We start from the raw sequence: 24,828 nt of genomic DNA on the forward strand, positions 1-24,828 counted from the left end.
CACGGCGCGCTCACGGACGCGCTCGTCGATCAGACACTCACGCTGGATTGCGTGTCGGTTCAGGTCGTGCGGCGCGCCGATTGGTCGGCAGGTACGCAGGGGAATGACTTTATAGCTATAAGAATCGGAAATTAAATACCGTTAATGAATAACGATATGGCGAATGGTGAGGAATAGACTGGATGGTGAGTGACGGTTTTTGTCACTTATTCACCCTTCGCGCATTCCCTTGTAGGAGCTGCGGCACGCTGCGATCTTTTGATTCTGCTGTCATAAATCAAAAGATCGCAGCCTCGTTTCACTCGACAGCTCCTACAGGGTTATTAGGGCATTAGCGTTCGTGCAACGCCTCGGCCCGTGCGCGGATGATCGGCTTGAGCAAATAGCTCAACACCGACTTCTTGCCGGTGATGATATCCACCGACGCGACCATCCCCGGGATGATCAGCAAGGGCTTCTCGTCCGTGCCGAGGTGGCTGCGCTCAGTGCGCACCTTGATGATGTAGTAGGTGGTTTTCTTGTCTTCATCGGTGATGGTGTCGGCACCGATCTGCTCAAGCTTGGCTTTCAGCCCACCGTAAATGGTGTAGTCGTACGCGGTGAATTTCACCGTCGCTTCCTGCCCCGGGTGCAGGAACGCGATGTCCTGTGGACGGATCTTCGCTTCGACCAGCAAGGTGTCGTCCAGCGGCACGATCTCCACCAGGTCGCTGCCCGGCTGGATCACACCGCCGATGGTGTTGACCAGCAACTTGTTGACGATGCCGCGCACCGGCGATGTCACCAGCGTACGGCTGACGCGGTCTTCCAGAGCTTTGCCGGTGGCGCTGGCCTTGTTCAGGTCGGTGCGCGCTTCGTTGAGCTGGGTCAGCGCTTCACTGCGGAATTTGCCGCGCGTTTCGTCGATCTTGCGCTGCACTTCCTTGATCGCCGATTCGGCACGCGGAATCGCCAGCGTCGTGGCGTCCAGCTGACCACGGGTTTCCACCTCGGCGCGCTTCAGACGCAAGACTTCCACCGGGGACACCGCGCCCTGCGCCACCAGCGGCTCGGACATGTTGATTTCCTGGCGCTGCAAGCCGAGCTGCTGACGATACTGCGCTTGCTTGGAGGCGAATTCGCGCAGCTCCTGCTGACGCTGAATCAACTGTTCCTGCAGCCCGCCAATCTCGTCGTGCAATTGCTGACGGCGGCTGATGTACAGCGATTCTTCACTTTTCGCCTGACCGGGCACGGCTTTGAGCACGTCCTCGGGGAAATTCAGCGGACGGTCATCGACCTCAGCGCTCAGACGCTCAACGCGCAACAGCATCGACAGGCGATCGGCCTCGGTTTCGCCGACGTTGGAGGCAAATCGCGTGTCGTCGAGGCGAATCAGCGGTGCGCCGGCCTCGACGATCTGGCCTTCCTTGACGAACAGTTCAGAGACGATCCCGCCCTCAAGGTTCTGGATTTTCTGAATCTTCGACGATGGAATCGCCTTGCCGTCGCCCTTGGTCACTTCGTCGATCACGGCGAAATTGGCCCAGAGCATCAGGAAGACGAAGAAACCGATGATTGCCCAGATCGTCAATCGGACGACGCGCGGGGCGTCCTCGATCAGCGCCTTGTTGACCTCCGGCAGCGGCTGGCCCTGCAGCGAAGCAGTGCCTTTGAAGTAGCGACGGATCGAATCCTTGAAGCCCGACTTAAGCAACACTGATCTGCCCCTTCTTCAACGCTTCCATCACGGCGGCTTTCGGGCCATCGGCGAGAATCTGTCCACGGTCGATCACCAGCAAACGATCGACCAGCGACAACAGTGAAGCCCGGTGCGTGACCAGCACCACGGTCTTGTTTTCGATCACGGCGGCGAGGCGTTGCTTGAGGCGTTCTTCACCGGTGTTGTCCATGGCGCTGGTCGGTTCATCCATCAAAAGGATGGGCGGATTGAGCAACAGCGCCCGGGCCAGTGCGACGTTCTGCCGTTGGCCGCCGGAGAGGTTTTGTCCGCGCTCGCCGACTTGCAGCTCATAACCTTGCGGGTGCAGACGGGCGAATTCGTGGACGCCAGCCAGTTCAGCGGCTTGCAGGACAAGTTCGTCTTCGACATAACGCGCGCCGGAAACCAGGTTGTCACGCAGGGTACCGGCCAGCAGTTGGATGTCTTGCGGCACGTAGCCAATGTTGTAGCGCAATTCGCTGACGTCGATCTGGCGGATGTCCACGCCGTCGACCAGCAAGGCGCCGTCGTCCGGCTGATAGAGGCCGACCAGCAATTTGGCGAGGGAGCTTTTACCCGAGCCGCTGCGGCCGATGATGCCGATCTTCTCGCCGGGACGGATTACCAGATTGATGTTCTTCAGCGCCGGGTTCTGTTGTTCCGGATAAGTGAAGTTGAGCTGGCGGCACTCGATGGCGCCCTGCAGAACCTTGCGGCTCAGCGGGCGCTCTTCGAAATTGCGCTCTTGCGGCAGCTCCATCATCTGGTCGACCGACGTCATGGTCACGCGGGCTTGCTGATAACGGGTCAACAGACCGGACAGCGACGCCAGCGGGCTGAGCGCGCGACCGCTGAGCATGTAGCAGGCAATCAGACCGCCCATGCTCAGGTTGCCAGCGATGATCTGGTACACACCGAAAACGATCATGATCACCCCGGCCAGCTGCTGGATCAGCAGGGTGATGTTCATCGCCAGGCCGGAAAGCATTTTCACCCGCAGTTCGAGGCGGCTGAGGGTGCCGATGGTCTGCTCCCACTGGTACTGACGTTCGCTTTCAGCGTTGTTGACCTTGACCGCATCGAGGCCGGCGAGGGTTTCGATCAGGCTCGACTGGCGCTCGGCACCGAGGGCCATGGTGCGTTCCATGGTTGCCACCAGCGGCTTCTGCAACGCATAGCCGATCAGCAGGGCAATCGGGAACGCCAGCACCGGAATCCACACCAGATGCCCGCCGAGAATGGCGATGACAATGAAGATCAGGATGGTGAACGGCAGATCGATCAGGCTGGTCAGGGTCAGCGAGGCGAGGAAGTCGCGCAGGCTCTGGAACTCATGGATGTTCTGCGCAAAGCTGCCGACCCGCGCCGGGCGGTATTTCATCGACATGCCGACGATGCGTTCGAACAGCGTCGCCGAGATGATCAGGTCGGTTTTCTTCCCGGCCAGATCCAGACACAGGCTGCGCAGGCTCTTGAGGATCAGGTCGAAGAGGTAGGCGCCGGTAATCCCGAGGGCCAAGACCCACAGGGTCGCTTCGGCCTGGTTCGGCACGACGCGGTCGTAGACGTTCATCACGAACAGCGGCGCGGCCATGGCGATGATGTTGATCAGGAAACTCGCGGCGATCGCATCGGCGTAGAGCCAGCGCGAACGCTTGAGGGTGTCACGGAACCACGAGCGCGCACGCGGAATCAGCGTGCCGTGGTTGACGTCGAATTTGTGTTGCGGCTGGGCGAAGAAGACTTTCCCGGTGTAATCGTCGGCGAGCAGTTCGCGGCTGACAATCGACTCGCCGCCATCGCTTTCGCTGAGCAACACCCGCGCCTCGTTTTCACCTTGCCAGCCGAGCAGGACGGCGCTGCGGCCATCCTTGAGCAGCAGCAGCGCGGGCATGGCGATCGCCGGAATTTCTTCCAGTTTGCGCTGCAGCACCCGCCCTTGCAGGCCGGCGCGAGCCGCCGCGCGGGGCAGCAACTCGACACTCAAACGCTGTTTGGGCAGCGGCAGGCCGGTGGTCAGCATCGCCGCGCTGGCGGGTTTCTGGTGCAGCATGCAAAGGGCGAGCAGACCATCCAGTAACGGATCGTCGTGCAACGCGCGTGGATCATGACTGAGATGAACTCGACTGACTTCTGATTCCACGCTCGACACTCTTAACAGTTGAAAAGGGACAACTCAATTCATCCCAGGCAGCTGGACCTTGGGCTTCACGTCGTTCTGCACAACGGATGCCAACGGTGCGACCACTCCCTGGCTTCTGAGCAACTCGCCCATGGTCGCCTTGATTCGGTACTGAGTAAATAACTGAATGTTTTTGATTTCAGCCAGACGCCGCGAAGCGGTGAACAACTCGTTTTCGCTGTCGAGCAAATCGAGCAGGGTCCGTTCGCCGAGGCTGAACTGACGCTGGTAAGCCGTGCGTACCGCAGTGCTGTGATCAACGTATTGCTGAGCGATCGGCACCTGCGCGTTCGCATTGTTCAAGGCGTTCCAGGCCAGGCCCAGCTCTTCATTCAACTGGCGCAAAGCGTTGTTGCGGATGTCCAGCGCCTGGTTCGACAGGTACGACTTGGATTCCAGATCGGCCTTGTTGCTGCCACCGGAATAGAGGTTGAAGCGCATGCGCAGCATGGCTTGCCACTCGTTGTTGTGGCCATTCTGACCGTCAAGATCGTTGTCGGCGGTGCGGCCCAGCTCGGCGTCGAAGCGTGGGTAGAAGGTCGATTTGGCGGTTTCGTACTGCTTCTCGGCAGCGGCGATATCCGACTCGGCCGAACGCAGGATCGGGCTGTTTTCCAGCATCTGCGTACGCGCTTCATTGAGGTTGGCCGGCATCATCGCCATGAACGGCGCCGGACGCTCCAGTTGATCGGGCATCTGGCCGACGGCGCTGAGGAAGTTGGTTTCCGAGTCCGCGAGGTTGGTCTGCTCGGTGATCAGGTTGTTGCGGGCCTGAGCCATACGCGCTTCGGCCTGATCAAGGTCGGCACCGCTGCCGACGCCGCGCTGGGTGCGCAACTGGATCTGGTCATAAATGCGCTGGTGGCTCTTGAGGTTTTCCTCGGCCAGACGCACGAATTCGCGGCGGGTCAGCACGTCCAGATACACCTGGGCGACAGTCAGCGCGGTGCGCTCGGAAGTGCCGAGCAACGAATAAGCGCGGGAGTTGACGGTGGCTTGTTGACGCCCGACTTCGCTCGACGTCGCAAAACCGTCGAAGACCATTTGCGAGAGACGTAAACTTGACTCGCCGCGGTTCAGGGTTTCGTAGTGATTGCCACCGGGATTCGCGCGGGTGGTGACGCTGTCGGTGCCTTCACGGCCATAACCGCCGAGCAGATCGACCTTCGGCAGGTATCCACCTTTCGCCGCTCTTAACTGATAATCCGCGGCCAATCGACTATTGACCCCTGCCTGGATTTCCGGATGGACATCCATTGCCTGTTGCATGGCTTCTGGTAAGGATTGTGCTTGTACAAAAGAGGCGGCGAGAGCGAAGGGTACAGCCAGAAACAGGGGCGAACGCATGATAGGAATTTCCCGGAACTACTTGTCTTGAATCACAGCAAAACGTGGCGCTGCGTCGGATGATGGCAACCAGATTGACCGTATGTCGGAAAGTTCAAAACAGGAACTGGATCACACGCTGAAGGACGGGTCGCCGCGGAAATATCAATGTGACATTAGTGGGGCGATTGTTTAGGATGGCACCCATAAGGTCAATAGTTTGGCATAAAGTTAATAGCGAAAGAATATAGCCAAATTATTGACGAATAGATGCGTCAAACTTGTTTCGCAAATTTTTAAAGTACGTCCAGACTGAATCGGCGCCCATGCCCTCAGGTCCATGGAAGTCAACTGAACGTGACACCCCGGAGAGTCTTCAATGAGCAGTGTTGTTGCCATCGTCAAAAGCATTGTTGGTCAGGTATTCGTGGTGTCCCCAGAGGGCGTACGCCGCGTACTCGTTGAAGGCGATCGCCTGTTTGTCGGCGACCAGATCGACACCGGCCTCTCCGGCGCCGTGTCGCTTGAATTGGCCGATGGCCGCACCCTCGATCTGGGCCGTGAAACCCAGTGGAGCGCCAACGCGCCCGACTCCAGCACTGACCTCGCTGAAGCCACCGCGCAGGCTGCGCCGTCTGTAGCAGAACTGCAGCAAGCCATCGCCGCCGGTGTCGACCCGACTACCGCGCTTGACGCCACGGCTGCCGGCCCGAGTGCCGCAGGTACTGGCGGCGCGGCCGGTGGCGGCCACAGCTTCGTGATGCTCGACGCCACCGCTGGCCGCGTCGACCCGACCATTGGCTTCCCGACCGCAGGCATCAACTCTGCCGGTCAGGCCGCGCAAAACATCACCGGCGGGCAGACCACCGATACCACCACCAACGCCCTGCGTGAGTCGACCCTGAGCCTCAGCGCCACGCCGACCATCACCGAAGCCGGCGGCGTGCTGGTGTATACCGCGACCCTGACCCAGGCGCCGCTGACCGACCTGACCATCACCCTGTCCAACGGCGCGGTGATCGTGATTCCGGCCGGTTCCACCACCGGCACCGTCAATGTGCCGCTGGCACCCAACGACACTGTTTATAACGACCCGACCCAGATCAACGTGACCGTCACCGGCACCACGGGCGGCAACGGCATCACCGTGACCCCTCCGACCGTTCCGGCGACGACGCAGGTCACCGACACCATCGACACCACCACTGTCACTTTGACGGCAGGGCCGAGTGTCACTGAAGGCGGGCAGATCACTTACACCGCGACCTTGACCAACCCGGCGCAGACGCCGGTGACCGTCACCCTGTCGAATGGCTCGACCATTACCATCGGCGCCGGCCAGACCACCGGCACCGTCAACGTGCCAACCCCGGCCAACGACGTCTATAACAACGGCAGCACCGTCACCACCACCATCACTGGTACCAGCGGCGGCAACTTCGAAAACCTGGTGCCGAACCCGACGCCAGCGGTGACCACCATCACCGACTCGATCGACACCACCAACCTGACCCTGACCGCCACCGGCAGCGTTGTCGAGGGTGGCCAGATCACTTACACCGCGATGCTGACCAACCCGGCGCAAACCCCGGTGACCGTGACCCTGTCGAACGGTTCGACCATCACCATCGAAGCCGGCAAGACCAGCGGCAGCGTCAACGTGCCGACCGTAGCGAACGACGTCTACAACAATGGTGGAACCGTCAGCACCACGATTACCGGCGCCAGCGGTGGCAACTTCGAGAACCTGGTACCGAACACGACGCCAGCGACCACCACTGTTACCGATTCGATCGACACCACCAGCGTGAGCCTCACCGCTACCGGCACGGTCGTCGAAGGTGGCCAGATCACGTACACCGCGACCCTGACCAACCCGGCGCAAACGCCGGTGACGATCACCCTGTCGAACGGTTCGACCATCACCATTGAAGCCGGCAAAACCACGGGCTCGGTCAACGTGCCGACTGCGGCCAATGACGTCTACAACAATGGCAGCACCGTCAGCACGACGATTACCGGTACCAGCGGCGGCAACTTCGAAAACCTGGTGCCGAACACCACGCCGGCGACCACGACCATTACCGACTCGATCGACGATACCAACCTGTCGCTGACAGCGACCGGGACCGTGGCCGAAGGTGGTTCGATCGTTTACACGGCAACCCTGACCAATCCTGCCGGCACACCGGTAACCGTGACCCTGAGCAACGGCTCGGTGATCACCATCGATGCGGGCAAGACCACCGGCAGCGTGACCGTTGCGGCGCCTGCCGATGACGTCTACAAAGACGCCGGCAAAGTTGAAGTCACCATTAAGGATGCAACGGGCGGCAACTTCGAGAATCTGGTACCGAGCACTGTCCCGGCCGTGACCGAAGTGACTGACACCATCGACACCTCGACCGTGAAGCTGACGGCTGACACCTCGGTTGCTGAAGGCGGCACGGTCACTTACACCGCCACCGTGGGCGCGCCGGTGACCGGTTCGCCTGTTGTGGTGACATTGGCCAACGGCCAGAGCATCACCATCGAAGTCGGCAAAACCACCGGTACCGTCACCAGCACCGCGCCGAACGACGCGTTGACCGGCAATGCACCGCTGACCAACTCGATCACTGGCGTTACCGGCGGTAATTACGAAGATCTGGTTGCCGACAAAACCCCGGTATCGACTACCGTGACTGACGTCACCGACAACACTAACCTGTCGCTGAGCGCGACCGGTTCTGTGGCTGAAGGCGGTCAGATCACTTACACCGCGACCCTGACCAACGCCGCAGGTTCGCCTGTCACCGTAACCCTGTCGAACGGTTCGGTGATCACCATCGAAGCCGGCAAAACCAGCGGCACCGTGACCGTTGCGGCACCTGCCGATGACGTCTATAAGGACGCCGGCAAAGTCGAAGTGACCATCAAAGACGCCACTGGCGGTAACTTCGAGAATCTCGTTCCGAGCACCGTTCCAGCCGTCACCGATGTGACCGATACCGTCGACACCACCACCGTCAAACTGACCGCCACTGAGTCTGCAGCTGAAGGCGGCACCGTCACCTACACCGCCACAGTTGGCGCTCCCGTGACCGGTTCGCCTGTCGTCGTGACCTTGGCCAATGGTCAGAACATCACCATCGAAGTGGGTAAAACCACCGGCACTGTGACCACCACTGCACCGAATGATGCGTTGACCGGCCACGCGCCGATCACCAACGCGATCACTGGCGTGAGCGGCGGCAACTACGAAGACCTCGTTGCCGATAAAACCCCGGTCAGCACCACTGTCACCGACACCACTGACACCACCGATCTGACGCTGAGCGCGACAGGGACCGTGGCTGAAGGTGGCCAGATCACTTACACCGCGACCCTGACCAACGCTGCTGGCTCGCCAGTCACGGTGACCCTGTCGAACGGTTCGGTGATCACCATCGAGGCCGGTAAAACCACCGGCACCGTGACCGTCGCTGCACCGGCCGATGACGTCTACAAAGACGCCGGCAAAGTCGAAGTGACCATTAAAGATGCCACTGGCGGTAACTTCGAGAATCTGGTGCCAAGCACCGTTCCAGCCGTCACCGACGTCACTGACACCATCGACACCTCGACGGTCAAACTGACCGCCTCCGAGACTGCCGCTGAAGGTGGCACCGTTACATACACCGCTACCGTGGGTGCGCCGGTCACCGGTTCGCCAGTTGTCGTGACTTTGGCTAATGGCCAGAACATCACCATCGAAGTGGGTAAAACCACCGGCACCGTGACCACTACCGCGCCAAACGATGCGCTGAACGGCCATACGCCGCTGACCAACTCGATCACCGGCGTGACCGGCGGCAATTACGAGAATCTCGTCGCCGAAAAGACGCCAGTCAGCACTACCGTGACTGACGTAACCGACACCACCAACCTGACGCTGAGCGCCACCGGTTCCGTGGCCGAAGGCGGTTCGATCGTTTACACCGCGACCCTGACCAACCCGGCCGGCACGCCAGTGACCGTAACCCTTTCGAACGGTGCAGTGATCACCATCGAAGCCGGTAAAACCGCCGGCACCGTCACCGTTGCAGCACCTGCCGATGACGTCTACAAAGACGCCGGCAAAGTCGAAGTGACCATCAAGGACGCTACCGGCGGCAACTTCGAGAACCTGGTACCAAGCACCGTTCCAGCGGTGACCGACGTCACTGACACCATCGACACCTCGACGGTGAAACTCACCGCCACCGAGACCGCTGCTGAAGGCGGCACCGTCACCTACACCGCGACCGTCGGCGCACCAGTCACCGGTTCGCCTGTCGTGGTGACCCTGGCCAACGGCCAGAACATCACCATCGAAGTCGGCAAAACCACCGGCACCGTCACTACCACTGCACCGAACGACGTGCTCGCGGGCCATGCACCGCTGACCAACTCGATCACCAACGTCAGCGGCGGCAACTACGAAAATCTGGTTGCCGACAAAACCCCGGTCAGCACCACAGTGACCGACACCGTCGACACCACCACCGTTTCGCTGACCGCCACCGGCAACGTCAACGAAGGCGGTTCGATCGTCTACACCGCGACGCTGACCAACCCGGCCGGCACTCCGGTAACCGTGACCCTGAGCAATGGCTCGGTCATCACCATCGAAGCCGGTAAAACCACGGGCACCGTGACCGTCGCAGCACCGGCCGATGACGTCTACAAAGATGCCGGCAAAGTCGAAGTGACCATCAAGGGCACCGACGGCGGCAATTTCGAAAATCTGGTGGCCAATCCGACACCAGCGGTGACCAACGTCGCCGACACGATCAACACCACGCACCTGACCCTCAGCGCTGAAAGCTATGTGCTCGAAGGCACCTCGATCACTTACACCGCGACCCTGACCAACGCCGCGCAAACGCCGGTGACCGTCAACCTGAGCAACGGCCAGACCATCACCATCGAGGCTGGCAAAACCAGCGGTTCGGTGACTATCGCCGCGCCGAGCGATGACGTTTACAAAGATGTCAGCAAGCTCACCGTGACCATGACCGACGCCACTGGCGGCAACTTCGAGAAGCTTGATGTCAGCAAGACCCCGGTCAGCACCACCGTCAATGACACCGTCGACAAAACCACGCTGACCCTCAGCGCCAGCGACACCGTCAGCGAAGGTGGCCAGATCACCTACACCGCGACCCTGAGCAACCCGGCCGGCACCGCCATGACCGTGACCTTGGCCAACGGCGCGGTGATCAACATCGCTGCCGGTGCGACCAGCGGCTCGGTGAATTTCGCCGCGCCTGCGAATACTCCGTACATCGACGGCGGCAAGGTACAGACTGCGATTGCCAGCCACAGCGGCGGCAATTTCGAGCTGGTCGATGCCAACCGCTCGGCGGTGGTCACCACCGTTACCGACACGGTCGACACCACCAATATCAGCCTGAGCGCCACCGGTTCGGTCGCCGAGGGCGGCTCGATCGTCTACACCGCAACGCTGACCAACCCGGCCGGCACGGCCATGAGCGTGACCCTGAGCAATGGCGCAGTAATCAACATCGCCAAGGGCGCGACCACCGGCACCGCGACCGTCGCAGCACCGGCCGATGACGTCTACAAGGACGCCGGCAAGGTCGATGCGAGCATCACCAAGACCACGGGCGGCAACTTCGAGAACCTGGTGGTCGACAAGACCCCGGCCGTTACCGACGTTACCGACACCATCGACAACAGCACCGTTTCGCTGACGGCCACCGCCAGCACCACTGAAGGCGGCGTGGTGGTTTACACCGCGTCCGTGACCGCGCCGGTCACCGGCGCGCCAGTTGTGGTGACCCTGTCCAACGGCCAGACCATCACCATCCCGGTCGGCGCCAGCAGCGGCAGCGTCAACTTCACCGCACCAAACGATGCATTGGCCGGCGGCAACACGCTGAGCGTGAAAATCGACGGCGCCAGCGGCGGCAACTACGAAAATCTCGTGGCCGACAAGACCCCGGCCGTGACGTCGGTGAGCGACACCATCGACACCACCAACCTGTCGCTGACCGCGACCGGCACCGTGGCTGAAGGCGGTTCGATTGTTTACACCGCAACCCTGACCAACCCGGCTGGCACGCCAGTGACCGTGACATTGAGCAACGGTTCGGTCATCACTATCGAAGCGGGCAAGACCACGGGCACCGTGACCGTTGCGGCGCCTGCCGATGACGTCTACAAGGACGCTGGCAAAGTCGAAGTCACGATCAAAGACGCCACTGGTGGCAATTTCGAGAACCTCGTTCCGAGCACCACGCCAGCGGTCACCAACGTTACCGACACCATCGATACCTCGACCGTCAAACTGACGGCCGACACTACTGTGGCTGAAGGCGGCACCGTTACTTACACCGCTACAGTCGGCGCGCCGGTCACCGGCTCGCCAGTCGTCGTGACCTTGGCCAATGGTCAGAGCATCACCATCGAAGTCGGCAAGACCACCGGCACCGTGACCACCACCGCGCCCAACGACGCGCTGAACGGTCAGGCATCACTGAGCAACTCGATCACTGGCGTCAGCGGCGGCAACTACGAGAACCTCGTGGCCGACAAGACACCGGTTTCGACCGGCGTCACCGATACCGTCGACACCACCAACCTGTCCCTCAGCGCCACCAACTCGGTCGCCGAGGGCGGTTCGATCATCTACACCGCGACCCTGACCAATCCGGCCGGCACGCCGGTGACCGTGACCCTGTCGAACGGCGCGGTGATCACCATTGAAGCGGGCAAGACCACCGGCACCGTGACCGTTGCGGCGCCAGCCGATGACGTCTACAAGGACGCCGGTAAAGTCGAAGTGACCATCAAGGACGCTACCGGCGGTAACTTCGAGAGCCTGGTGCCAAGCACCGTTCCAGCCGTAACGGAAGTCACTGACACCATCGACACCACCACCGTGAAGTTGACCGCTACCGAGTCGGCTGCCGAAGGTGGCACCGTCACCTATACCGCCACTGTCGGCGCGCCGGTCACTGGTGCGCCGGTCGTCGTGACTTTGGCCAACGGCCAGAACATCACCATCGAAGTCGGCAAAACCACCGGCACCGTGACTACCACTGCACCGAACGACGCGTTGACCGGCCATGTGCCGATCAGCAATGCGATCACCGGCGTCAGCGGTGGCAACTACGAAAACCTCGTGGCCGACAAGACGCCGGTTTCGACCACCGTCACCGATACCGTCGACACCACCAACCTGTCGCTGACCGCGACTGGCACTGTGGCCGAGGGCGGTTCGATCGTTTACACCGCAACGCTGACCAACCCGGCTGGCACGCCGGTGACCGTGACCCTGTCGAACGGCGCGGTGATCACCATCGAGGCCGGCAAGACCACCGGCACCGTGACCGTTGCGGCGCCAGCCGATGACGTCTACAAGGACGCCGGTAAAGTCGAAGTGACCATCAAGGACACGACTGGCGGCAACTTCGAGAACCTCGTTCCGAGCACCACGCCTGCGGTCACTGACGTCACTGACACCATCGACACCTCGACGGTCAAACTGACCGCCACCGAATCTGCCGCTGAAGGTGGCACCGTCACCTACACCGCGACTGTCGGCGCGCCAGTCACCGGTTCGCCGGTCGTCGTGACCCTGGCCAACGGTCAGAACATCACCATCGAAGTGGGTAAAACCACCGGCACCGTGACCACCAGCGCGCCAAACGATGCGTTGACCGGGCATGCACCGCTGACCAACTCGATCACTGCTGTAACCGGTGGCAACTACGAGAACCTCGTCGCCGATAAAACCCCGGTCAGCACCACCGTGACCGATATCGTCGACACCACCAATCTGTCGCTGAGCGCGACCGGCTCGGTGAACGAAGGCGGCCAGATCACCTACACCGCGACGCTGACCAACGCTGCTGGCTCGCCAGTCACTGTGACCCTGAGCAACGGCGCGGTGATCACCATCGAAGCGGGCAAAACCACCGGCACCGTGACCATCGACGCACCGAAAGACGACGTCTACAAAGACGCCGGCACCGTTGAAGCGACCATCAAGGGCGCGACCGGTGGCGATTTCGAAAGCCTCGTCACCAACACAGCGCCGGCCGTCACTACCGTCAATGACACCATCGACACCTCCACCGTGTCGCTGACCGCCACCGCCAACGTCGCCGAAGGCGAAACCGTGGTCTACACCGCGACCGTCACTGCGCCAGTGACCGGCGCGCCGGTTGTCGTGACCCTGTCCAACGGCCAGACCATCACCATCGCCGTCGGTGAAACCACCGGCACGGTGAACTACGTTGCGCCGAACAGCCCATTGGCGGGCGGCAGTTCGCTGAGCGTGACCATCGATGGCGCCACTGGCGGCAACTACGAAAAACTCGCGGTCGACGGCAAGTCCGCCGACACTGCGGTTTCCGACACCACTGACACTACCAACCTGAACCTGACCGCGACCGAGTCGGTGGCTGAAGGCGGTTCGATCGTTTACACCGCGACCCTGACCAACCCAGCCGGCACGCCGGTGACCGTGACCCTGTCGAACGGCGCGGTGATCACCATCGAGGCCGGCAAGACCACCGGCACCGTGACCGTTGCTGCGCCAGCCGATGACGTCTACAAGGACGCCGGCAAAGTCGAAGCGACCATTGCAACCGCTACCGGTGGCAATTTCGAGAACCTGGTGCCGAGCACCGTTCCAGCCGTGACCAACGTCACCGACACCATCGACACCACCACCGTCAAACTCACCGCGACCGAGTCGGCGGCTGAGGGCGGCACCGTTACTTACACCGCGACGGTGGGCGCGCCAGTGACCGGTTCGCCAGTTGTGGTGACTTTGGCCAACGGCCAGAACATCACCATCGAAGTCGGCAAAACCACCGGCACCGTGACCACCATTGCACCGAACGATGCGTTGACCGGCCATGCGCCGATCAGCAATGCGATTACCGGCGTCAGCGGCGGCAATTACGAGAACCTGGTAGCGGACAAGACCCCGGTTTCGACCAACGTCACCGACACCGTCGATACCACCAATCTGTCGCTGACCGCGACCGGTTCCGTGGCCGAAGGTGGCTCGATCGTTTACACCGCAACACTGACCAACCCGGCCGGCACGCCGGTGACCGTGATCCTGAGCAATGGCTCGGTGATCACTATCGAAGCGGGCAAGACCACCGGCACCGTGACCGTTGCGGCGCCAGCCGATGACGTCTACAAGGACGCCGGCAAAGTCGAAGTGACCATCAAGGACGCCACGGGCGGCAATTTCGAGAACCTCGTTCCGAGCACCACACCTGCGGTCACTGACGTCACTGACACCATCGATACCTCGACGGTCAAACTGACCGCCACCGAGTCTGCCGCTGAAGGCGGCACCGTCACTTACACCGCAACTGTCGGCGCGCCGGTGACCGGTTCGCCAGTTGTGGTGACTTTGGCCAACGGCCAGAACATCACCATCGAAGTCGGCAAAACCACCGGCACCGTGACCACCATTGCACCGAACGATGCGTTGACCGGGCATGCGCCACTGACCAACGCCATCACTGACGTCAGCGGCGGCAACTACGAAAACCTCGTGGCCGATAAAACCCCGGTCAGCACCAACGTGACCGACACCGTCGACACCACCAATCTGTCGCTGACCGCGACCGGTTCCGTGGCCGAAGGTGGCTCGATCATCTACACCGCGACCCTGACCAATGCCGCTGGCTCGCCAGTCACCGTGACGTTGAGCAACGGCGCGGTGATCACCATCGAAGCCGGCAAGACCACGGGCACCGTGTCTGTTCCAGCGCCAGCCGATGACGTCTACAAGGACGCGGGTAAAGTCCAGGCAACGATTTCGACCGCGACCGGCGGCAACTTCGAAAGCCTGGTGCCGAGCACAGTTCCTGCGGTCACGCAGGTCACCGATACCATCGACACTTCGACGGTCAAACTGACCGCCGACACTTCGGTGGCTGAAGGTGGCACGGTCACCTACACCGCGACTGTTGGCGCTCCAGTCACCGGTTCGCCGGTCACTGTGACCCTGGCCAACGGTCAGAACATCACCATCGAAGTCGGCAAAACCACCGGCACCGTAACCTTCACCGCACCAAACGATGCGTTGACCGGTCACGCGCCTGTGACCAACTCGATCACCGGCGTCACTGGCGGCAACTACGAAAACCTCGTGGCCGACAAGACACCGGTTTCGACCAGCGTCACTGATACCGTCGACACCACCAACCTGACGCTGTCGGCAACTGGCACCGTCGCCGAAGGTGGCCAGATCACCTACACCGCGACCCTGACCAACGCCGCTGGCTCGCCAGTCACTGTGACCCTGAGCAATGGCTCGGTGATCACCATCGAAGCTGGCAAAACCACCGGCACCGTGACCGTTGCAGCCCCTGCCGACGACGTCTACAAAGACGCCGGCAAAGTCGAAGTGACGATCAAGAACGCCACGGGCGGCAACTTCGAGAACCTCGTTCCGAGCACCACGCCTGCGGTCACCGACGTTACCGATACCATCGACACCTCGACGGTCAAACTGACCGCCGACACTTCGGTGGCTGAAGGCGGCACGGTCACCTACACCGCGACTGTTGGCGCGCCAGTCACCGGTTCGCCGGTCACCGTGACTTTGGCCAACGGTCAGCACATCACCATCGAAGTCGGCAAAACAACCGGCACCGTGACCACTATCGCACCGAACGATGCACTGACCGGTCATGCACCGATCAGCAACGCGATCACTGGCGTCACTGGTGGCAACTACGAAAACCTCGTCGCCGATAAAACCCCGGTCAGCACCAACGTGACCGACACCGTCGACACCACCAATCTGTCGCTGACCGCGACCGGTACCGTGGCCGAGGGCGGTTCGATCATCTACACCGCGACACTGACAAACGCCGCTGGCTCGCCAGTCACTGTGACCCTGAGCAATGGCTCGGTGATCACCATCGAAGCTGGCAAAACCACCGGCACCGTGACCGTTGCAGCCCCTGCCGACGACGTCTACAAAGACGCCGGCAAAGTCGAAGTGACGATCAAGGACGCCACGGGCGGCAACTTCGAGAACCTCGTTCCGAGCACCACGCCTGCGGTCACTGACGTCACTGACACCATCGACACCTCGACGGTCAAACTGACCGCCGACACTTCGGTGGCTGAAGGTGGCACGGTCACCTACACCGCGACTGTCGGCGCACCAGTCACCGGTTCACCGGTCGTTGTGACACTGTCGAACGGTCAGAACATCACCATCGAAGTCGGCAAAACAACCGGCACCGTGACCACCATCGCACCGAACGATGCACTGACCGGTCATGCACCGATCAGCAACGCGATCACTGGCGTCACTGGTGGCAACTACGAAAATCTCGTGGCTGACAAAACTCCGGTCAGCACCAATGTGACCGACACGGTCGACACCACCAATCTGTCGCTGACTGCGACCGGTTCTGTGGCCGAGGGCGGTTCGATCGTCTACACCGCGACATTGACCAACGCCGCTGGCTCGCCAGTCACCGTGACCTTGTCGAACGGCGCAGTGATCACCATCGAGGCCGGCAAAACCACAGGCACCGTGACCGTTGCAGCGCCAGCCGACGACGTTTACAAAGACGCCGGCAACGTTCAAGCAACAATCAAGACCGCCACCGGTGGCAACTTCGAAAACCTGGTGCCGAGCACGACGCCGGCCATCACCAGCGTCACCGACACCATCGACACCACCACCGTCAAACTGACCGCCACCGAATCGGCTGCTGAAGGTGGCACCGTCACTTACACCGCGACTGTCGGCGCACCAGTGACCGGTTCACCGGTCGTTGTGACACTGTCGAACGGTCAGAACATCACCATCGAAGTCGGCAAAACCACCGGCACCGCAACCTTCACCGCACCAAACGATGCGTTGACCGGTCACGCGCCTGTGACCAACTCGATCACCGGCGTCACTGGCGGCAACTACGAAAACCTCGTGGCCGACAAGACACCGGTTTCGACCAGCGTCACTGATACCGTCGACACCACCAACCTGACGCTGTCGGCAACTGGCACCGTCGCCGAAGGTGGCCAGATCACCTACACCGCGACCCTGACCAACGCCGCTGGCTCGCCAGTCACTGTGACCCTGAGCAATGGCTCGGTGATCACCATCGAAGCTGGCAAAACCACCGGCACCGTGACCGTTGCAGCCCCTGCCGACGACGTCTACAAAGACGCCGGCAAAGTCGAAGCGACCATTTCGACTGCTACTGGCGGCAACTTCGAGAACCTGGTGCCGAGCACTGTTCCGGCTGTCACTCAAGTCACTGACACCATCGACACCACCACCGTCAAACTGACAGCGACTGAATCGGCAGCGGAAGGTGGCACCGTCACTTACACCGCGACTGTCGGCGCACCAGTGACCGGTTCACCGGTCGTTGTGACACTGTCGAACGGTCAGAACATCACCATCGAAGTCGGCAAAACCACCGGCACCGTGACCACCATCGCACCGAACGACGCATTGACCGGTCATGCACCGATCAGCAACGCGATCACTGGTGTCACTGGTGGCAACTACGAAAATCTCGTGGCTGACAAAACCCCGGTCAGCACCAATGTGACCGACACCGTCGACACCACCAACCTGTCGCTGACCGCGACCGGTTCCGTGGCCGAAGGTGGCCAGATCACCTACACCGCGACACTGACCAATGCCGCTGGCTCGCCAGTCACCGTGACCCTGTCGAATGGCGCCGTAATCACCATCGAGGCCGGTAAAACCACGGGCACCGTAACCGTCGCCGCTCCGGCCGATGACGTTTACAAAGACGCCGGCAAAGTCGAAGCGACCATTTCGACTGCTACTGGCGGCAACTTCGAGAACCTGGTGCCGAGCACTGTTCCGGCTGTCACTCAAGTCACTGACACCATCGACACCACCACCGTCAAACTGACAGCGACTGAATCGGCAGCGGAAGGTGGCACCGTCACCTACACCGCGACTGTCGGCGCTCCGGTGACCGGTTCGCCGGTCGTCGTGACCCTGGCCAACGGTCAGAACATCACCATCGAAGTCGGCAAAACCACCGGCACCGTGACCACCATCGCGCCGAACGATGCATTGACCGGTCATGCACCGATCAGCAACGCGATTACGGGTGTCACTGGCGGCAATTACGAAAATCTCGTGGCTGACAAAACTCCGGTCAGCACCAATGTGACCGACACGGTCGACACCACCAACCTGTCGCTGACCGCGACCGGTTCCGTGGCCGAGGGCGGTTCGATCGTTTACACCGCGACCCTGACCAATGCTGCTGGCTCGCCAGTCACCGTGACCCTGTCGAACGGTGCCGTCATCACCATCGACGCGGGCAAAACCACAGGCACTGTGACCGTCTCGGCCCCGGCTGACGACGTCTACAAAGACGCGGGCAACGTTCAAGCAACGATCAAGACCGCCACCGGCGGCAACTTCGAGAACCTGGTGCCAAGCACGACTCCGGCCGTGACCAGCGTCACCGATACCATCGACACCACCACTGTCAAACTCACTGCGACCACCACCGCAGCCGAGGGTGGCACCGTCACTTACACCGCGACTGTTGGTGCGCCAGTGACCGGTTCGCCGGTCGTCGTGACACTGTCGAACGGTCAGAACATCACCATCGAAGTGGGTAAAACCACCGGCACGGTCACTACCACCGCGCCAAACGACGTGTTGACGGGTCATGCTCCGCTGACCAACTCGATCACTGGCGTGACCGGTGGCAACTACGAAAATCTGGTTGCCGATAAAACGCCGGTCAGCACCAATGTGACCGACACGGTCGACACCACCAACCTGTCGCTGACCGCGACCGGTTCCGTGGCCGAGGGCGGTTCGATCGTTTACACCGCGACCCTGACCAATGCTGCTGGCTCGCCAGTCACCGTGACCCTGTCGAACGGTGCCGTCATCACCATCGACGCGGGCAAAACTACCGGCACCGTGACCGTTGCAGCGCCAGCCGACGACGTTTACAAAGACGCCGGCAACGTTCAAGCAACAATCAAGACCGCCACCGGCGGCAGCTTCGAAAGCCTGGTGACCAGCACTGCGCCAGCCATCACCAGCGTCACCGACACCATCGATACCACGACGGTGAAACTGACCGCGACAGGCACGGCGGCTGAAGGCGGCAACGTCGTCTACACAGCGACTGTCGGTGCCCCGGTGACCGGCTCGCCGGTTGTCGTGACACTGTCGAACGGTCAGACCATCACCATCGGTGTTGGCCAGACCACCGGCACCGCAACCACCACGGCGCCAAACGACGCATTGACTGGCCACGCTCCGTTGACCAATGCCATCACCAACGTCAGCGGCGGCAACTACGAGAATCTCGTCGCCGACAAGACGCCGGTCAGCACCACCGTCACCGATACCATCGACACCACTAATCTGACGCTCAGCGCGACAGGCACCGTGGCCGAGGGCGGTTCGATCGTCTACACCGCGACATTGACCAACGCCGCTGGCTCGCCAGTCACCGTGACCTTGTCGAACGGCGCAGTGATCACCATCGAGGCCGGCAAAACCACCGGCACCGTGACTGTTGCAGCGCCAGCCGACGACGTCTACAAAGATGCCGGCCCTGTGCAGGCAACGATCAGCACCGCCACCGGTGGCAACTTCGAAAACCTGGTGCCGAGCACGACGCCGGCCATCACCAGCGTCACCGACACCATCGACACCACCAGCGTGAAGTTGACGGCAACGGCTACAGCGGCAGAGGGCGGTAACGTCGTCTACACCGCCACCGTTGGTGCGCCTGTTACTGGCTCGCCGGTCGTCGTGACACTGTCGAACGGTCAGACCATCACCATTGGTGTTGGCCAGACCACCGGCACCGTGACCACCACCGCGCCAAATGACGCATTGACCGGTCATGCACCACTGACCAACTCGATCACCAACGTAACGGGCGGCAACTACGAAAACCTCGTGGCCGACAAGACCCCGGTCAGCACCACGGTGACCGACACCATCGACACTACCAACCTGTCGCTCTCTGCGACCGGCACCGTGGCCGAAGGTGGCCAGATCACCTACACCGCGACCCTGACCAACGCCGCCGGCTCGCCAGTGACCGTGACGTTGAGCAATGGTGCGGTAATCACCATCGACGCCGGCAAAACCACTGGCACCGTGACCGTTGCAGCTCCGGCCGACGACGTCTACAAAGACGCCGGCAATGTGCAAGCCACGATTAAAACCGCCACCGGTGGCAGTTTCGAAAACCTGGTGACCAGCACAACGCCTGCCGTGACCAGCGTCACCGACACGATCGACACCACCACGGTGAAACTGACCGCAACCGGCACCGCAGCTGAAGGCGGTAACGTCGTCTACACCGCCACAGTCGGTGCAGCTGTGACCGGCGCGCCGGTTGTCGTGACCCTGTCGAACGGTCAAACCATCACCATCGACATCGGCAAAACCACTGGCACCGTGACTAGCATCGCACCGAACGATGCGCTGACTGGCCACGCACCACTGACCAACGCGATCACCAATGTCAGCGGCGGTAACTACGAAAACCTGGTCGCCGACAAAACCCCGGTCAGCACTACCGTGACCGACACCGTCGACACCACCAACCTGACGCTGTCCGCGACCGGCACCGTGGCCGAAGGTGGCCAGATCACCTACACCGCGACCCTGACCAACGCCGCTGGCTCGCCAGTGACCGTGACCCTGAGCAACGGCTCGGTGATCACCATCGACGCCGGCAAAACCACCGGCACCGTCACGGTTGCGGCACCGGCTGACGACGTCTACAAAGACGCCGGCACCGTTCAAGCCACGATCAGCAACGCAACGGGCGGCAGCTTCGAAAACCTGGTGACCAGCAACACACCAGCCGTGACCAACGTCACCGACACCATCGACACCACGACTGTCAGCATCACCGGCAGCACCTCGGTGACCGAAGGCCAGACCGCCAGCTACACCGTCAGCCTGAACCACCCGGCGCAAACCGAAGTGACCCTGAAAATCGTCTACAGCGGCACCGCCGCCGACGGTTCGGACTTCACCGGTGTGTACACCGTGAAGATCCCGGCAGGTGCGAGCAGTGCGCAGTTCAACGTCGCCACCATCGATGACAAGATCACCGAAGGCACCGAGAACTTCGTGGTCAAGATCGATTCGGCCACCGGCGGCAACTTTGAGAATCTCGCGGTCAGCGCCACCAACGGCAGCGTCAGCACCTCGATCATCGACAACGACGCACCGCCGGTCATCGACCTCGACGCCAACAACTCCAGCGGCGCCACCGGTGCCGACTACAAGGTGACTTTCACCGAAAACACTCCGGGCGCGGGCGTGTCGATTGCCGACACCGATATCAAGATCACCGACCCGGACAGCACCATGCTGACCGGCGCCACCGTAGTGCTGACCAACCGTCAGGACGGCGATGCGCTGAACCTGGGCAACAGCGTCAACGGCATCACCATCAATGCCAACAGCACCAACGGCACCGTGACCCTGACCTTGTCGGGCAACGCGACGCTGGCCGACTACATGCAGGCCATCAAGAACATCAGCTTCACCAACAGCAGTGAAGACCCGAGCACCGTGCCGCGCATCATTACCGTCACCGTGACCGATGGCGGCAACTACTCCAACACCGCGACCACCACGGTCAACGTGGTGGCGATCAACGATGCGCCGATCGCCGCACCGGTCAACGTCACCGGCACTGAAGACACGCCGCTGATCCTCGGCTGGTCGACCTTCGGTGTGACGGATGTCGACAGCCCGGCGAGCAGCCTCGGGGTGAAAATCACCCAGCTGCCGGGCGAAGGCAAACTGCAGTATCTGGACGGTTCGACCTGGAAAGACGTCGCCAACAACCAGACCTTCAGCAAAGCCGATATCGACGCTGGCAAGCTGCGCTTCCTGCCGGATACCAACGAATCGGGTGTGAACGGTTACGGCGGCACTGGTCTGGGCAACAATCAGGCGGACTACGCGCAGATCAAGTTCCAGCCAACCGACGGCCAACTGCTGGGCAACACCGGCACGGTGAAAATCGACATCACGCCAGTCGCGGATGCGCCAACCGTCAGCGTCGCCGACAACAGCGTGAAGTCCACCGGGCTGATCAAGGAAGTCTGGACCGGTCTGTCGGGCCTTGGCACCGACGGCAGCGGTGCGAATTCGACCACCCTGAAAAACGTCATCGACGGTGCGGGCACACCGAACACCAGCACCAACGTCAACAACGTGCAGTCCGACGGCAGCGTGACCGCCGGCACCGCGTCGAAGACTTCCGGCCTGATCTATCTGGAAGCCGGCAAGACCTACACTTTCAGTGGTGTCGGCGATGACAGCCTGCTGGTGACCATTGGCGGCAAGAGCGTGGCCTCGACCACGTGGGGCGCGGGCGGCAACCTCAACGGTTCGTTCACCCCGACCACCAGCGGCTACTACACCCTGGACATCTACCACCACAACCAGAGCGGCCCGGGCAGCTACGACGTCAACCTGTCGGTCAACGGCAGCACGCCGATCGACCTGAGCAGCACTGGCGTGCCGATCTACACCGGCGTGCAGGATCTGGTGAACTCCGGCGTGACCGTTTCCGATCTGCACGGCACCAATGGCGAAGGCTATTACGACGGCTACAAACTCAACACCGGCGCCGAAGGCACCACCGTCAAGCTGTCGGCGATCACTACCGCACTGACCGACACCGACGGTTCGGAAACCCTGAGCGTGAAGATCAGCGGCGCGCCGGTCGGTTCGGTGCTCAGCGATGGCGCCGGCCATAGCTTCACCGTCACCGCCACCAGCGGCGATGCCAACGTCACCGGCTGGAACCTCGGCAGCCTGACCGTGACGCCTCCGCCGTACTACAACGGCCAGTTCAACCTGACTGTGACCTCGACCTCCACCGAGCAGGTCGGCGGTTCGGCGAGCAGCACCGCGACCATTCCGGTCAGCGTGGTGCCGGCGGTTTACAACGCGATCGTGGCAACCTCGGCTGACGACACCGTCACTGGCACCGATGGCAACGACATCATCGTCGCCGACATCGGTGGTCTGACGGTGGTCCCGGGCACCAACTACAACATCGCCTTCATGGTCGACAGCTCCGGCAGTATGAGCAGTTCCTCGATCAACTCGGCCAAGGACTCGCTGACAGCGGTGTTCAACACCCTCAAGCAGAGCTTGGGCGGCAGCAACTCGGGCACGGTGAACATCTTCCTGGTGGACTTCGATACCCAGGTCAACAAGTCGGTGTCGGTGAATCTCAACGACCCGAACGCGCTGACCCTGCTCAAATCCGTCCTCGACTCGATGAGTTCCGGTGGCGGCACCAACTACGAGGACGTGTTCAAGACCACGGCCAACTGGTTCCAGAGCGCCGACGCTGTGGCGAACACTGGGGCGAAGAACCTCACGTACTTCATCACCGACGGCCAGCCGACCTACTACCAGAGCGGCGAGCAGACCAACCCGACGCTGTACGGCAGCGTGAAGTTCGACAGCGTGGTGACGACCAGCAATTACAAGCTGGGCGATACGTTCGCCACTTACATCGACAACACGCACTACCTGACCATCAGTGCCGCCGGTGCTGCTGTTCTGCAGACGTATAAAAACGGCAGCTGGAACTGGAGCAGTCTGGGTACCGTTCACGCTCAGGGCGACGGCACTTACGAGCTGTCGAGCCTGGCAGGCAGCGGTAGCAGCACCACCTCGACCACCACCGACAACTCGACCAGCAGCTTCACGTTGCTCAGCGGTCTGTCGAACGTCGAAGCCATCGGTCTCAACAGTGGTGTCAGCCTCAACGATCTGAAACCGTACGATTCGGACAAAACCCCGCAGACCAACATCGATCCGAAGGATCTGGCCAACTCGATCATCGGTCACACCGAAGCGACGCTGCCGGGTAACGACACCGTCAGCGGTGGCGACGGCAACGACATCCTGTTCGGCGATCTGGTCAGCTTCAACGGCATCGCCGGCGAGGGTTATCAGGCGATGCAGGCGTTCGTTGCGCAGCAGACCGGTGTCGACGTCAGCAAAGTCACCACCAGCAACGTGCACCAGTACATTACCGAGCACTATCAGGCGTTCGATGTGTCCGGCGCGCATGACGGTAATGACACGCTGCTCGGCGGCGCGGGCAATGACATCCTCTTCGGCTCGGGCGGCAACGATCTGCTCGACGGCGGCAAAGGCAATGACATCCTGCTCGGCGGTACCGGTAACGACACGCTGATCGGCGGTCAGGGCAACGACATCCTGATCGGTGGTTCCGGCGCCGACACCTTCGTCTGGAAGGCGGGCGACACCGGCAACGACGTGATCAAGGACTTCAAGGCCAGCGAAGGTGACCGCATCGATCTGCGCGATCTGTTGCAGGGCGAGACCGGCAGCACCATCGACAACTTCCTGAAGATCACCACGGTCGATGGCACGTCGTCGCTGCAAGTCAGCTCGGCGGGCAAGTTCAACTCGGCCGACGCCGCTGCGGCAACCCCGGACGTGACGATCAAACTGGAAGGCAACAACTGGTCGAGTGCCAACATTCACAACCTGATTGCCGGTAGCGACCCGACCATCAAGGTCGACCACAACAACAGCTGATGC

4 protein-coding genes are annotated in these 24,828 nt (G+C 61.5%); 1 reads left to right on the top strand and 3 read right to left on the bottom strand.

Going from position 1 to position 24,828, the window contains the following annotated elements:
- Positions 1–331: 331 nt before the first annotated feature.
- Genes ACIPZE_RS12475 through ACIPZE_RS12485 form a run of 3 tightly spaced genes read right to left on the bottom strand, consistent with a single transcriptional unit; the run spans position 332 to position 5,231 of the window.
- The gene (locus ACIPZE_RS12475; protein ID WP_400773086.1) at positions 332–1,699 is read right to left on the bottom strand and encodes an HlyD family type I secretion periplasmic adaptor subunit; all 1,368 of its coding nucleotides are present in this window, start codon (positions 1,697–1,699) and stop codon (positions 332–334) included.
- A complete protein-coding gene (locus tag ACIPZE_RS12480; protein ID WP_283438146.1) occupies positions 1,689–3,845 on the bottom strand; it encodes a type I secretion system permease/ATPase in 2,157 nt (718 codons plus the stop codon). Before ACIPZE_RS12480 ends, ACIPZE_RS12475 begins: the two co-directional genes overlap by 11 nt.
- A 33-nt stretch (positions 3,846–3,878) precedes the next feature.
- Positions 3,879–5,231 (bottom strand): TolC family outer membrane protein, encoded by a 1,353-nt coding sequence (locus ACIPZE_RS12485; RefSeq protein WP_283438147.1) that lies wholly within the window; start codon positions 5,229–5,231, stop codon positions 3,879–3,881.
- 358 nt (positions 5,232–5,589) lie between these two features.
- Here ACIPZE_RS12485 and ACIPZE_RS12490 point away from each other — a divergent pair, with 358 nt between their 5' ends.
- Positions 5,590–24,825: an immunoglobulin-like domain-containing protein gene (locus ACIPZE_RS12490; protein ID WP_400773088.1), complete on the top strand. Its 19,236-nt coding sequence runs from the start codon at positions 5,590–5,592 to the stop codon at positions 24,823–24,825.
- Positions 24,826–24,828: the final 3 nt, after the last annotated feature.

Source organism: Pseudomonas sp. NPDC089741 (assembly GCF_044748825.1).
In the GTDB taxonomy this organism is placed as follows: Bacteria; Pseudomonadota; Gammaproteobacteria; order Pseudomonadales; family Pseudomonadaceae; genus Aquipseudomonas; species Aquipseudomonas helmanticensis.